14 protein-coding genes are annotated in these 12,890 nt (G+C 62.8%); 9 read left to right on the top strand and 5 right to left on the bottom strand.

Translation table 11 applies throughout. The features are described 5' to 3' along the window. The first annotated feature begins 4 nt into the window (after positions 1-4). From hpf to ACYPYQ_RS07580, 7 genes are read left to right on the top strand one after another with little or no spacing between them, the layout of a single operon-like run. Positions 5-328, top strand: coding sequence for a ribosome hibernation-promoting factor, HPF/YfiA family (gene hpf / locus ACYPYQ_RS07610; protein WP_459722290.1), 324 nt, complete (start codon positions 5-7; stop codon positions 326-328). Positions 329-379: 51 nt separating this feature from the next. Next, positions 380-835, top strand: a complete 456-nt coding sequence (ptsN, locus tag ACYPYQ_RS07605; RefSeq protein ID WP_459722287.1) for a PTS IIA-like nitrogen regulatory protein PtsN — start codon at positions 380-382, stop codon at positions 833-835. Between the two features lie 6 nt (positions 836-841). Beyond that, positions 842-1,774 (top strand): HPr(Ser) kinase/phosphatase, encoded by a 933-nt coding sequence (gene hprK / locus ACYPYQ_RS07600; RefSeq protein WP_459722284.1) that lies wholly within the window; start codon positions 842-844, stop codon positions 1,772-1,774. A gap of 3 nt (positions 1,775-1,777) precedes the next feature. Beyond that, positions 1,778-2,614: an RNase adapter RapZ gene (rapZ, locus tag ACYPYQ_RS07595; RefSeq protein ID WP_459722282.1), complete on the top strand. Its 837-nt coding sequence runs from the start codon at positions 1,778-1,780 to the stop codon at positions 2,612-2,614. Continuing rightward, on the top strand, positions 2,601-2,996 hold the full coding sequence (locus tag ACYPYQ_RS07590) for a NusG domain II-containing protein (protein ID WP_459722279.1): 396 nt from the start codon (positions 2,601-2,603) through the stop codon (positions 2,994-2,996). Before rapZ ends, ACYPYQ_RS07590 begins: the two co-directional genes overlap by 14 nt. Then, positions 2,977-3,516: a Gx transporter family protein gene (locus tag ACYPYQ_RS07585; protein ID WP_459722276.1), complete on the top strand. Its 540-nt coding sequence runs from the start codon at positions 2,977-2,979 to the stop codon at positions 3,514-3,516. Before ACYPYQ_RS07590 ends, ACYPYQ_RS07585 begins: the two co-directional genes overlap by 20 nt. Beyond that, positions 3,513-4,112, top strand: coding sequence for a flavin prenyltransferase UbiX (locus ACYPYQ_RS07580; RefSeq protein ID WP_459722273.1), 600 nt, complete (start codon positions 3,513-3,515; stop codon positions 4,110-4,112). Before ACYPYQ_RS07585 ends, ACYPYQ_RS07580 begins: the two co-directional genes overlap by 4 nt. 18 nt (positions 4,113-4,130) lie before the next feature. On the opposite strand, the gene ACYPYQ_RS07575 is transcribed toward ACYPYQ_RS07580, so the two are convergent. Beyond that, entirely contained in the window at positions 4,131-4,988 is an 858-nt protein-coding gene (locus ACYPYQ_RS07575; protein ID WP_459722269.1) for an SDR family oxidoreductase, read from the bottom strand. 52 nt (positions 4,989-5,040) lie between these two features. Here ACYPYQ_RS07575 and ACYPYQ_RS07570 point away from each other — a divergent pair, with 52 nt between their 5' ends. Continuing rightward, positions 5,041-6,060 carry a CDP-6-deoxy-delta-3,4-glucoseen reductase gene (locus ACYPYQ_RS07570; protein ID WP_459722267.1) on the top strand — a complete coding sequence of 340 codons (1,020 nt, stop codon included), beginning with the start codon at positions 5,041-5,043 and terminating at the stop codon, positions 6,058-6,060. Here the strand turns inward: ACYPYQ_RS07570 and ACYPYQ_RS07565 are convergent. From ACYPYQ_RS07565 to hemC, 4 genes are read right to left on the bottom strand one after another with little or no spacing between them, the layout of a single operon-like run. Next, positions 6,020-7,213, bottom strand: coding sequence for a heme biosynthesis HemY N-terminal domain-containing protein (locus tag ACYPYQ_RS07565; RefSeq protein WP_459722264.1), 1,194 nt, complete (start codon positions 7,211-7,213; stop codon positions 6,020-6,022). The two genes, ACYPYQ_RS07570 and ACYPYQ_RS07565, sit on opposite strands and share 41 nt — an antisense overlap. After that, positions 7,210-8,295 (bottom strand): uroporphyrinogen-III C-methyltransferase, encoded by a 1,086-nt coding sequence (locus tag ACYPYQ_RS07560; protein WP_459722262.1) that lies wholly within the window; start codon positions 8,293-8,295, stop codon positions 7,210-7,212. Before ACYPYQ_RS07560 ends, ACYPYQ_RS07565 begins: the two co-directional genes overlap by 4 nt. Positions 8,296-8,302: 7 nt before the next feature. Then, positions 8,303-9,061 (bottom strand): uroporphyrinogen-III synthase, encoded by a 759-nt coding sequence (locus ACYPYQ_RS07555; protein ID WP_459722259.1) that lies wholly within the window; start codon positions 9,059-9,061, stop codon positions 8,303-8,305. Beyond that, positions 9,054-9,998: a hydroxymethylbilane synthase gene (gene hemC, locus ACYPYQ_RS07550; protein ID WP_459722256.1), complete on the bottom strand. Its 945-nt coding sequence runs from the start codon at positions 9,996-9,998 to the stop codon at positions 9,054-9,056. Before hemC ends, ACYPYQ_RS07555 begins: the two co-directional genes overlap by 8 nt. A gap of 83 nt (positions 9,999-10,081) precedes the next feature. Here hemC and ppc point away from each other — a divergent pair, with 83 nt between their 5' ends. Next, positions 10,082-12,853, top strand: coding sequence for a phosphoenolpyruvate carboxylase (gene ppc / locus ACYPYQ_RS07545; RefSeq protein ID WP_459722253.1), 2,772 nt, complete (start codon positions 10,082-10,084; stop codon positions 12,851-12,853). The last annotated feature ends 37 nt before the right edge of the window (positions 12,854-12,890 follow it).

The following is a 12,890-nucleotide window of genomic DNA, read 5'->3' as shown; positions in this document are numbered from 1 at the left end:
GGCCATGAACCTCAATCTCACAGGACGCCACATGGAGATCACTCCCGCGATCCGCGAACATGTGATCGGCAAACTGGACAAGGTCAAACGCCATTTCGACAATGTGATCGACGTGAACGTCATCCTTTCCGTCGAAAAGCTGCAGCAGAAGGCAGAAGCCACACTCAACATCAGCGGCAAGACGCTGTTTGCCGAGTCCGAGGACAGCAACCTGTACGTCGCCATCGACGCCCTGATCGATTCACTGGATCGCCAGGTGCTGAAGCACAAGGAGAAGTTCGAAGCACGTCGCCACGACGATTCGGGCAAACATCAGGCAGCAGAGTAAACCGGACGAGGCAGCGACACACGCTGCCTCGTTTCAATTTGGTGAATCAGCATGAGTCTAATCAGCAAGATATTGGCCCCCGACTGCGTGATGCTGGACAGCGAATCCTCCAGCAAGAAACGCGTCTTCGAGCACGTGGGCATCCTGTTCGAGAACACGCTGGGCATCGCGCGCAGCCAGGTGTTCGACAGCTTGTTCGCGCGCGAGAAGCTCGGCTCCACCGGACTGGGACAGGGAGTGGCGATCCCGCATGGTCGCGTCAAGGGTCTGCGCGATGCGGCGGCCGCCTTCGTCAAGATGAAGACACCCATCCCGTTCGATGCACCGGACGGCCAGCCGGTGAAATTCATCTTCGTGCTGCTGGTGCCGGAGCGCGCTACCGACCTGCACTTGCAGATACTGGGCGAACTGGCCCAGATGTTCAGCGAACAGGCCTTCCGTGATCGTCTGGAAGCGACCGACGACCCGACCGAGATGCATCAGCTGTTCAACGACTGGAACCCCTGATCCGCCGTGGCCCAGGTCAATATCAGGCAGTTGTTCCGCGACAAACAGGAGCGCCTCGGGCTCACCTGGGTCGCCGGTGACGGCTCCGAGCGCACGCTCGACAGCGAGACCGTCAACGCCTCCAACTGGGGACTGATCGGCCACCTGAACCTGGTGCACCCGAACTGGATCCAGGTGTTGAGCAATACCGAACTGGACTATCTGCATGATCTCTCTCCCGCCGATCTGGCAACGTCGCTCGCAGCCCTTGACCGGCAAAAACCCTCCTGCCTGATCGTCGCCGGCGAGACCGAGATCCCTAAGGGGCTGATCGATTTCGCCAACCGCACCGAGACGCCGCTGTTCCATTCGCCGCTGGGCAGCGTCCACCTGATGTGGATGGTGCGCCACTACATGGTCAAGGCGCTGGCCGATTCCGCTTCGCGCCACGGCGTGTTCCTGGACGTGCTGGGTGTCGGCGTGATGATCACCGGCGACAGCGGAGTCGGCAAGAGCGAGCTGGCACTGGAGCTCATCACGCGGGGCAACGGCTTGGTCGCGGACGATATCGTCGACCTGTTCCGCATCTCGCCCGAGGCACTGGAAGGTCGCTGCCCGGATCTGCTGCGCGACCTGCTGGAGGTGCGCGGGCTGGGTATCCTGAACATCCGCACCATGTTCGGCGAGACGGCCGTGCGCCGCAAGAAGAGCCTGAAACTCATCGTGCATCTGTATCGTCCGCCGCACGACGACCTGAGCAAGCTGGACCGTCTGCCGCAATCCGGCAAGGAAGACATCCTCGGCGTCACCATCAGCAAGGTCGAGATACCGGTGCTGGCTGGCCGCAACCTCGCCGTGCTGGTCGAAGCCGCCGCACGCAACTTCGTTTTGCAGCAGCGCGGCATCGACACCATGCAGGAATTCATCGCGCGGCAGGAACAGCAACTCTCGGGAGACTGAGCCATGCAGCTTATCCTGATCAGCGGCCTTTCCGGCTCGGGCAAGAGCGTCGCCCTCAAGACCCTGGAGGATTCCGGCTTCTATTGCGTGGACAACCTGCCCGCGGAACTGCTGCCCGCACTGATCCAGAACCTGCGCGAAACCGGCAACACCCGCGTCGGTGTCAGCGTCGACGTGCGCAGCGGCGGCAGTGTGCACTCCCTGCCGCAGCACATCGACGCGCTCAAATCGCAGAGGGTGGATGTGCATCTGCTGTTCCTCGATGCGCAGACCGACACGCTGGTAAAACGTTTCTCCGAGACGCGCCGCCTGCATCCGCTGAACGATGGCGTGCGCACGTTGCCGGAATGCGTGGCATACGAACGCGAGTTGCTCACCGAGATCGCCAGCATCGGACACCGTATCGACACCAGCGAACTGGGTGCCAATGCCCTGCGCGCGTGGGTCAAACAGTTCATCGTGCTCGACCGCGCGCGCCTCACTTTGCTGTTCCAGTCGTTCGGCTTCAAGCACGGCATCCCGCTGGATGCCGATCTGGTATTCGACGTGCGCTGCCTGCCCAATCCGCACTACGATCCGGTGCTGCGCCCGTTGACCGGACGCGATGCGCCGGTGATCGATTTCCTGCAGAACACGGCTATGGTCGACAAGATGTACGACGACATCCGCCGTTTCGTGGAAGACTGGTTGCCCAACTACATCGCCGACAACCGCAGCTACCTGACCGTCGCCATCGGCTGCACCGGCGGGCAGCACCGTTCGGTCTATCTGTCCGAGCGTTTGGCCAGGCACTTCCAGTCACAGCAACAGGTGTTGGTGCGCCACCGTGAACTCTCATGAGTTGCACCGCCCCTTCCTGCGCGACCTGAGACCGGGCGACTGGCTCACCCTGCTGGCAGGCGGGCTGTGCATCATCCTGCTCTCCGGCAAGGTGTGGAACGGCGGCCTCGCCGACACCGCCGTCATCCGTAGCGGCGGCAAGATATTCAGCTCGGTCCCGCTCTCGCGCGACCAGCGCATCGAGGTGCCCGGCCCGCTCGGCACCAGCATCATCACCATCGAAAAAGGCAAAGCGCGCATCAGCAGCGACCCCAGCCCAAGGCAGTATTGCGTGCGACAGGGCTGGCTGGAACAGTCCGGAGAGATCGCGATATGCCTGCCGAACGAGGTCAGCGTGGAACTGACGGGCGGGCAGAAAAAATATGACAGCCTCAACTATTAAACTGAGCACCACCGCCGAGGATCACCACCTCGCCAGGATGGCAGCGGTCGCACTCGGCCTGACCGTGCTGGAGAACGCCATCCCATCGCCATTGCCCGGTGTCAAACCGGGGCTGGCCAATATCATCACGCTCATCGTACTGGCCCGTTTCGGCTGGCGCGCAGCGGTGTGGGTGTCGTTGCTGCGCGTGGTCGCCGGCAGCCTGCTGTTCGGGAATTTCCTTGCGCCGGGATTCTTCCTGAGTTTGAGCGGTGCGCTATGCAGTCTGGGCATGCTCGCGCTCTCCGTCCGCTTGCCACAACGGATGTTCGGCCCGGTCACGCACAGCGTACTCGCCTCGCTCGCCCACATCACCGGGCAGATGGCTGTGGTCTATCTGTGGCTCATCCCGCACAGCGGCATCGCCTACCTCATTCCCATCTTCGCCACTGCCGCGTTGGTATTCGGTACCGTGAACGGATTGGTCGCGGCGAGATTCATGGATAATGACGACAGTCATGTTCCGGAAATCAAGTCATGAAGACCATCACGCTCGCCTTCACCGGTGCTTCCGGCTTGCCCTACGGCATGCGCCTGCTCGAATGTCTGCTGCAGGGCGGGCAACGCGTGCATCTTGTTTACTCGCAGGCGGCGCAGATCGTCGCCAAGCAGGAACTGGACTTCACCCTGCCCGGCCGCCCGCAGGATGCGGAGCATCTGTTCAAAGAGCGCTTCGGCAGTTTCAGTGGTGAACTCAAAGTGTTCGGCATCCAGGACTGGTACGCCCCCATGGCCTCCGGCTCCAACCCCGGCGACGGCATGGTGGTCTGCCCCTGCACCATGGGCACGCTGGGCAAGATCGCCGGAGGTATCAGCGACGACCTGATCTGCCGCGCGGCCGATGTGATGCTGAAGGAAAAGCGCACGCTGATACTCGCACCGAGGGAAATGCCATTCTCCGCCATCCATCTGGAGAACATGCTCAAGCTGTCACATGCGGGTGCGGTCATCATGCCACCCAATCCGGGCTTCTATCATCATCCACAGAGCGTGCAAGCGATGGTCGACTTCGTGGTGGCGCGGATACTGGATCACTTGGGGGTGGAGCAGAACTTGATAGCGAAGTGGGGCGAGTGAACGCGCCTAGTCACCGGATCATTTTTTCAGCGCATCCCCGACCGTCGGATAAAGCAATCTCACCTGCAGCTCGCGCTTCATCCTGACGTTACTCAAGCGCCGCGACTCCGCCATGAACGACCACATCGCCGGGGATACCGCCTGCTGCACTTCGGCTCGCGCCAACCTTGGCGGGTGCGGCAAGCCATGCGCATCAGCCACCCGATCGAAGTAATCCCCCATCTTCATCTCGTCGTCATCCACAGCGTGGTATACCCGATTGCTCTTGCCGCGACGCAACACGGCAACGATGATGCGCGCCAGATCGTCGGCGTGGATGTGGTTGCTGTAACCATCTTCAGCGGCCACTATAGCCGCTGTTCCGGCACGCAGCCTTTCCAGCGGCAACCGTTCAGCCGCATAGATACCCGGCACGCGCAGGATGCTGGCGTGCACACCGTTGCGTCGCGCCCACGCGCGCACCTGCCGTTCTGCGCTCACGCGCAACGCTGCCCGCGCACTGCACGGCGCGAGGCGGCGCGTCTCGCTCACAACCTCTCCGCCGCAATCGCCGTACACACCGCTGGTGCTGATGTAGATGAAGTGCTGCGGCAGACTTCCATGCGACAGGGCCGACAGCAAGTGTGCGGTACGCGTGTCGCGGCGTGCACCCGGCAGTGGCGGCGCGAGATGGATCACAATATCCGCCACACCACCGATGCGTGCCAGACACCGCCTGTCATCAAGATCGGCTATGAGCGGCATCGCTCCGCCTGCGCGCCAGGCGGCGCTTTTTTCCGGATCGCGCAGCAGCGCATAGAGCCGGTAACGGTCGCGCAACAGCGGTAGCAGGCGTCGCGCGATATCCCCACAACCGACAAGGAGCAGATTAGTCATTCGGTGATTATGCGTTAAAATCGCGCCCTTTATTCAAACCGGAATGCGCCCCATGAGCTTCAAGACCACGATACAGCCCAGCCAGCACTCTTTCACCGTTGCGGAAGGTGAGACCATTCTGGAGGCCGCGCTCGAGCATGGTCTGGTGTTGCCCTACAGCTGCCGCAACGGCGCATGCGGCGTTTGCAAGGGCAAGGTGCTGGAAGGCAAGGTCGATTTCGGCGATCACCAGTCTTACGCGCTGACCGATGAGGAGAAGGCCGAGGGAATGGCGCTGTTCTGTTGCGCAAAGCCTTTGTCGGATGTGGTGATCGAGAGCCACGAGGTGACGCGCGCGCAGGACATCCCGGTGAAGATGCTGCCCTGCCGCGTGGAGAAGATGGAGAAGCTGGCCGACGACGTGATGGCGCTCTTCCTGAAATTGCCGGCGAACGAGCGTTTGCAGTTCCTCGCCGGCCAGTACATCGACATCCTGCAGAAGGACGACAAACCGCGCAGTTTCTCGCTGGCCAATGCGCCACACGACGACGGCCTGCTGGAGCTGCACGTGCGCTACATCCCCGGCGGCACGTTCACCGAGCATGTGTTCCACACCATGAAAGAACGCGACATCCTGCGCATCAAAGGGCCGTTGGGCACTTTCTTCCTGCGCGAGGATTCAAATAAGCCCATCGTGTTCGTGGCCAGCGGCACCGGCTTCGCGCCGGTCAAAGCCATCATCGAGCATGCGATCAAGATCGGCTTCAAACGCGAGATGCACTTCTACTGGGGCGTACGCAAGGCTGCCGACCTGTACATGCTGGACAAGATCCGCGCATGGGAAGCGCATGGCATCAAGTTCACACCGGTGGTATCGGACGAAGCGTGGGAGGGACGTTCCGGTTTCGTGCATCAGGCGGTCCTGGAGGACTTCACCGACCTGTCCGGCTACGATGTGTATGCCTGCGGCGCGCCGGTGGTGGTGGAAGCGGCGCACAACGACTTCACAGCACAGTGCGGCCTGCCGAACAGCGCCTTCTATTCCGACGCCTTCACTTTCGCGCCGAAGAGCCCGGCTCAGCCAGCTGCGTAGCCAGCTGGTAATACTTGAAGGCATCATCCGGCTTCTGTTGCTTCTCGGCCAGATGCGCCAGAGCCGTATAGGCATCGCGGCTGGGTTGCAGACTGATGCTGGCATCCAGATAGCTCTGCGCCTTGCCCCATAGTTCCTGATGCAGGCACAGCTTGCCCAGTGTCAGCATCAGGCCCGCATCGTCATGGTGTTCCTTCAGCCAGGCTTCCGCCTGTTCGATCTGTGCCACTACGCTACCTTCACGGCAATCGCCGTACAGCGCGACCAGTCCGCTATCCCACTCGGCGTCCAGCGTCTCGGCAAGTATCTTGCGCGACATCGCGCATTCGCCAAGACGCATGAAGGTGCGCGCCGCTTCGGCGGCGATGCGCGGTTGATGCCGGAACTCGGCCGGCATGCCCTTCCACACCGCGCGCAGCGATTTGCCATCCTCCGCGCAGGCACGCAGTTTCTCCAGCCACGCCTGCTGTCGCATCTGCTCGGCCATGGGGCGATGGGATACGTTGCGTTTTTCGAGCTGGTTGGCGACTTCCAGCACCGCATCCCAGTTGCGCGCCTGCTGTTGTGCCTTCAGTTCCAGTGTCAGGGCACCGACATGTTTGCGTTGCGCATTGCCCGGCAGCGCCTTTAGCGCGCCCAGCGCCTTTTGCGGCTGGCGCTGTTCCAGGTCGAACTGTGCCTGAGCCATCAGCCGCAGCGTATCGTCCCCCGGCGATTTTCCCTGCGCGGATCGCAAGTGGGCATCGCGTTTGTCGAATTGGCGCAACTCGTTTGCGGCGCGCGCCGCCAGGATGGCGTTGAGCGCCGTGCTTTCTCCCAGCGCGATCGCGCGCTCGGCCTCTCTTTCCGCCACGGCGTAACGCCCCTCGAAGTAAGCAGTCAATGCAGCCAGCATCGCCGCCCGCCCCTTCTTCTGCGCACGTTCGGCGCGGAAGCGGCGCACGAAATCCGGCAAGGTCAACGCGCCGATCAGCAGGCGCAACGACATATACGCACCGGCCAGAACCAATAGTTGCGCCAGGATGAACATGGTGAGCGAAAGCTCTACGCGCCAGGGTGCATAGACCAGCAACACATAACCGGGATTGCGGGCGAAAACGGCGAATCCGGCCGCCACGGCGAACAATGCCAGCAACCAGAACAGCAACCTCATTTCGCGCTCCGCTCCTGCGCAGCGCGATAGTTGCGCACGGCATCCAGCGTGGGACTGATGTCCGGCACGTCGACAGCGATCGTGGCGGCTGACAGTTTCTTCACCTCACCCAGCACCTGCTGCGTTGCACGTGCCGTGTTGTCGCAATAGCGATCCAGCCATAACCGCACGGTCTTCAGCTCGCGACGGAAGCCGGCCTGGTCGTGCGTCATCATGGCCAGTTTGGCCGTCAGCAAACGCAGTTTCACGTTCTCGCGCATGAAGAAGGACTGTTCGGGAGACAGCAGCGGCAATTCCTGCTGGCGGGTGTCCTCGATGCGTATGAGCTGGCGCAACTCCTGCCACAGCTCATGCCAGAAACGTTGCCACGCATTCCCCTCAGCCGGCTCTGCCGCGACCGTCTTCGCCCTGGCGGGCGGGCGCACATCCTGCGCCAGCGGCAAACCATCCACCGCGATGATGATGCTTTCCAGTTGCCTGCTCAATTCCGGCTGGTCCACCTCCGGCAGCGCTCGAAGATGCTCGATATCGCGCCCGATACGTTTGCGCAATTCAGCCAGGCCGGGCCGGTCCAGACGCTGCAACCGGCTTTCCGCATTCTGCATGGCGATCAATGCCGCCTTGACGTTGGCGGACAGTCGCAACTGCTGGTCCGCCACCAGCAACACCTGTTCGACATCGGCCAGCACGCCGACATCGCGGTTGCTGGAGATGTCCTGATACAGCGCATCCAGCACCGCGCGCTGTGCCTGTGTCTCGGCGAAACGGTTCTCCAGCAGACTCAACTTGCCGCCAAGATCACGCACCTGCTCCTGGCTTTGCGCCAGCAAGGTCTGGTTCGCCTGATTGCTGCCCGACACTTCGGACAGGCGCTGTGCGACCATCTCCTCCAGCTGATTGATGCGCCTGTGTGCATCCAGCCATTGCCAGATGAAGACCACCACCAGCACCGCCAGCGTGAGCTGGGTGAGCGACATGCGCGACACCACCGACACCACGCGCCCCTCGTGCACGGCGCGCGGCGCTTCGGCTGCATTATCCTGCTTGGCGGGGGACGGACTGGAGGATGTCTCTTCGCTCATGCTCGACTCACTTTCTGTGCTGTGCGGCCCATGCTACCAAACCCGCGCACATTCCGTCATCTCCGGCTGCTACGGTGACCACCTGCCGCCAGCCCTGCGACTGCGCGATCGCGGCTATACGCGGATGCGCGACGAACAGGGTCGTGGTGCGCGCCAGCAGCACAGCCGTCTCACCCAGCCCCTGCCACAGGTGCGCCAGCGCCTCGCTGCTGGTCACGGTGATGACGTCCGGCCGCGCGGCCAGCCAGGCTTCCGCGTCCAGCGCCGGCTTGCGGCGCTGGTAGCAGGTCACGTATTCGACCTTCGCGCCGCGCGCCGCCAGCGTCTCGCCCAGCAGTTCGCGGCCGCCGTCGCCGCGCAGGATGGCGATGTCCCAACCCGCCACCTGCTGCAACTCGGGCAAAGCCAACAGGCCTTCGCTATCGAAACGCTCTGCCGGTACGACCACCTGTTCGACTTGCAGTTTGCGTAATGCTTTGGCTGTACCCTGGCCGACAGCAGCGACGCGCACGCCGTCCGCGATGCGATGCAAGGCTGCCATGCCATAGTGCACTGCATTCGGGCTGATGAAGATGAGGAGTCGGCAGTTGGCGGCGCGTTGCACGAATGCCTGCAACGCGGCCTGGTCCGTTGCCGGAGCGACCTCCAGCAAGGGCAGCACGACCGGCTCGGCACCAAGTGCCTGCAAGCTGGCCGCCAACCCGCGCGACTGGTCACGCGGGCGCGTGACGACGATGGACAATCCGGCGAGCGGTCTGTCAGTCATTCAGTGCGGCAAGGATCTCGCCCGCACCCTGCTTGAGCAGGTCTTGCGCCACCCGCTCCCCCAGCGCTTCGGGCTGCGCGATGTCGCCGATGTGTTCGGTGCGCAGCAGCCGCGAGCCGTCCGGAGTGGCGACGAAACCGCGCATGCGCAACTTGCCGCCCTGCACTTCGGCGAAACCACCCAGCGGCACCTGACAGCTGCCGTTCAGGGTGCGGCTCATCGCGCGCTCGGCCAGCACACAGGCAGCGGTATCGGCATGATGCAGCGGGGCCAGCAGGGCCGCCAGGTCGGCACGGCCGGCGCGTGTCTCGATGCCCAAGGCACCCTGCCCCACTGCGGGCAGGCTGTCGTCGCTGGAGATCTCGTTGCGGATGCGCGCTCCCAGCCCCAGACGCTTGAGACCGGCGGCGGCGAGGATGATGGCCGCGTACTGTCCCTCGTCCAGCTTGCGCAGGCGGGTCTGCACATTGCCGCGCAGCGGCTCTATCTTCAGATGCGGGAAACGTGCGCGCAGCTGGCATTCGCGGCGCAGGCTGGAGGTACCGACCACGCTGCCGGGCGGCAGGGATTGCAGGCTGTCGAAATCGTTGGAAACGAATGCATCGCGCGGATCTTCGCGCTCACCGATGCAGGCCAGCATGAAACCTTGCGGGAGGTTCATCGGCACATCTTTCAGGGAATGCACGGCGATGTCGGCGCTGCCGTTCTCCAGCGCCGTCTCCAACTCCTTCACAAACAGGCCCTTGCCGCCGATCTTGGACAAGGTGACGTTCAATATCTGGTCGCCCTGCGTGGTCATGCCGAGAATCTCGACCGTGGTTTGCGGGTATAATGCGCGCAGTCTGTCCCGTATATGTTCGGCCTGCCACATGGCCAGCGCGCTTTCGCGCGAGGCGATCACCAGACGGGATGGAGGAGTGAACGTAGCCTGAATCATTGGTTTTCCTTGCATTTATTTAGCACATGAGCGCGGCGCATTCTATCAGGAGCGCCGCGCTTTTGCGCCGACGACATTAAAAGATGAAGACAAATCTGATCGCAGCATCCACCAGCATCTCCAGCAAAGACGCACCTTTGCGGGAAGACATCCGCTTACTCGGGCGCGTGCTCGGCGACACCCTGCGCGAGCAGGAAGGCGACAAGACCTACGAGCTGATCGAGAGTATCCGCCGCGCGGCGGTGACCTTCCGCAAGACGCAGGATGAGCGCGACGGCGAGAAGCTGGAGCAGATGCTCGATGCCTTGTCCCCGGAGGAGACCCTGCTGGTGGTGCGCGCCTTCAGCTACTTCTCGCAGCTGTCCAATATCGCGGAAGACCTGCACCACAACCGCCGCCGCCGCGTGCACCAGAAGGCCGGCTCCCGCCCGCAGGAAGGCAGCCTGCAGCTGGTGCTGAATCACGCCCACGAGCAAAAGCTGGATGCGGATGCCGTGCGCGCTTTCTTCGACAAGGCCCTGATCTCGCCGGTACTGACCGCACACCCGACCGAAGTGCAGCGCAAGAGCATCCTCAATTGCCAGCTCGTCATCTCGAAGCTGCTGGCGGAGCGCGATCGTCTGGACATGACACCGGAAGAACTGGACGAGAACGAAGAGACCCTGCACCGCTTCGTGCTCATCCTGTGGAGCACGCGTATGCTGCGCACCACCAAGCTGAAGGTGGAGGACGAGGTCAACAACGGCCTGTCGTTCTACGACTACACCTTCCTGCGCGAGATACCCAAGCTGTACGGCAATATCGAAAAGCAGCTGGAGAAGAGCTTCGGCCAGCGCTTCCAGCTGCCCCCCTTCCTGCGCGTCGGCAGCTGGATCGGCGGCGACCGCGACGGCAACCCCTTCGTCACGCACGAGGTGATGCTGGACGCAGCGAAGCGGCATTCCGCCACCGCGCTCGAATACTATCTGTCCGAAACGAATCTGCTCAGCGCACGGCTGAGCCTGTCCGACCGACTGGTCGATATCAGCCCGGAATTGAGTGCGTTCGCCGATCGCTCACCGGACCAGGCAGAGAGCCGCGAGGATGAGCCCTACCGCCGCGCCCTGCTCGCCATCTATGCGCGACTGGTCGCCACCACCGAACACCTCGGGCATCGCGTACACCATCTGCACCCTGTAGCCAAGACGGTGAAGCCTTACATCAAGGCGGAAGAGTTCATCGCCGAGCTCGACATCGTCATCCAGTCGCTGGAGCGCCACGGTGCCTTCTACCTTTCGCGTGGCCGCATGGGCGAACTGCGCCGTGCCGCCGAGGTGTTCGGCTTCCATCTTGCGCCGCTGGACATGCGCCAGCACAGCGGTGTGCACGAACAGGTCGTCAGCGAATTGCTGGCGGCAGCAGGCTGCCCGGACTACGCGAAACAGGATGAAGCGACACGTCGCACCCACCTGCTCGCCGCCTTGCAGGACGGCAAGCAGCTGGCCACCGAAGTGGAAGGCTTCTCGCCCGTCGTACGCGGCGAACTGCAGCTGATGCAGGCCGCCGCCGAGATACACAGCCGCTTCGGCCACAATGCACTGCCCAACTACATCATCTCCAAAGCGGATGCGGTGAGCGACGTGCTGGAAGTCGCGCTCATGCTGCAGCAGAGCGGCCTGCTCAAGGACGGCGAGCTGCAGGTCAACATCATCCCGCTGTTCGAGACCATCGACGACCTGCGCGGCGGTGGAACGATCATGGACGCGCTGTTCTCGCTGCCCTGGTATCGCGAGCTGCTCACGAAGAGCCGCAACAACACGCAGGAAGTCATGCTGGGTTATTCCGACAGCAACAAGGACGGCGGCTATCTGACCGCCAACTGGGAGCTTTACAAAGCCGAGCTGGAACTGGTGGAAGTGTTCAACAAGCACGGCGTCGAATTGCGCCTGTTCCACGGCCGCGGCGGCACAGTCGGGCGCGGCGGCGGCCCCAGCTATCAGGCCATCCTGGCGCAACCGCCGGGCAGCGTGAACGCGCAGATCCGCATCACCGAACAGGGCGAGGTCATCTCCAGCAAGTATTCCGACCCGGAGATCGGCCGCCGCAATCTGGAGATCCTGGTCGCCGCGACCATGGAAGCCACGCTGATGGACTATCCGCACAATGCGGATGGCAACCCCGAGTTCATGCGCATCATGGAAGCCATGAGTCTGGATGCCATCGCCGCCTACCGTAAACTGGTTTACGAGACTCCGGGGTTCACCGAGTTCTTCTTCGCCGCCACCCCCATCCGCGAGATCGCCGAGCTCAACATCGGCAGCCGTCCCTCTTCGCGCAAGGCGATGGCCCGCATCGAGGACCTGCGCGCCATCCCCTGGGTGTTCAGCTGGGGCCTGACGCGCATCATGTTGCCGGGCTGGTTCGGTTTCGGCAGCGCGGTGAAGAAGTTCATCGAACGCGAAGGCCAACCCGGCCTCGACCAGCTGCGCGCCATGAACAGGGACTGGGCGTTCTTCAACGGCCTGCTGTCCAACATGGACATGGTGCTGTCCAAGACCGACATGGGCATCGCCTCGCGCTATGCGGAGCTGGTGCCGGACGAAGCCTTGCGCGACAAGATATTCGGCATGATCGAGCAGGAATGGCAGGACACGGTCGACATGCTGTTCAAGATCACCGGGGCCTCGCACTTGCTGGAGGACAACCCGACCTTTGCGCGCAGCCTGACCACGCGCACCCCCTACATCGACCCGCTCAACCACCTGCAGGTCTCGCTGCTGCACCGTCACCGTAATGGCGATGACGACGAGAAGGTGAAACGCGCGATCCACCTCACCATCAACGGCATCGCCGCCGGGATGCGCAACAGCGGTTAAAACGAAGAAGCCCGCAGATCGCGGGCTTCTTCTCTTT

The sequence above is a fragment of the Sideroxyarcus sp. TK5 genome (genome assembly GCF_054601595.1).
The sequence above is the reverse complement of the archived record's forward strand: the minus strand, read 5'-3'. Positions and strand labels throughout refer to the sequence as shown.

Excerpts from the sequence above, each read along its gene's own strand:
- hpf (WP_459722290.1), top strand. The coding sequence starts at position 5 with ATGAACCTCAATCTCACAGGACGCCACATGGAGATCACTCCCGCGATC.
- ptsN (WP_459722287.1), top strand. The coding sequence starts at position 380 with ATGAGTCTAATCAGCAAGATATTGGCCCCCGACTGCGTGATGCTGGAC.
- rapZ (WP_459722282.1), top strand. The coding sequence starts at position 1,778 with ATGCAGCTTATCCTGATCAGCGGCCTTTCCGGCTCGGGCAAGAGCGTC.
- ACYPYQ_RS07585 (WP_459722276.1), top strand. The coding sequence starts at position 2,977 with ATGACAGCCTCAACTATTAAACTGAGCACCACCGCCGAGGATCACCAC.
- ACYPYQ_RS07580 (WP_459722273.1), top strand. The coding sequence starts at position 3,513 with ATGAAGACCATCACGCTCGCCTTCACCGGTGCTTCCGGCTTGCCCTAC.
- ACYPYQ_RS07575 (WP_459722269.1), bottom strand. The coding sequence starts at position 4,988 with ATGACTAATCTGCTCCTTGTCGGTTGTGGGGATATCGCGCGACGCCTG.
- ACYPYQ_RS07570 (WP_459722267.1), top strand. The coding sequence starts at position 5,041 with ATGAGCTTCAAGACCACGATACAGCCCAGCCAGCACTCTTTCACCGTT.
- ACYPYQ_RS07565 (WP_459722264.1), bottom strand. The coding sequence starts at position 7,213 with ATGAGGTTGCTGTTCTGGTTGCTGGCATTGTTCGCCGTGGCGGCCGGA.
- ACYPYQ_RS07560 (WP_459722262.1), bottom strand. The coding sequence starts at position 8,295 with ATGAGCGAAGAGACATCCTCCAGTCCGTCCCCCGCCAAGCAGGATAAT.
- ACYPYQ_RS07555 (WP_459722259.1), bottom strand. The coding sequence starts at position 9,061 with ATGACTGACAGACCGCTCGCCGGATTGTCCATCGTCGTCACGCGCCCG.
- hemC (WP_459722256.1), bottom strand. The coding sequence starts at position 9,998 with ATGATTCAGGCTACGTTCACTCCTCCATCCCGTCTGGTGATCGCCTCG.
- ppc (WP_459722253.1), top strand. The coding sequence starts at position 10,082 with ATGAAGACAAATCTGATCGCAGCATCCACCAGCATCTCCAGCAAAGAC.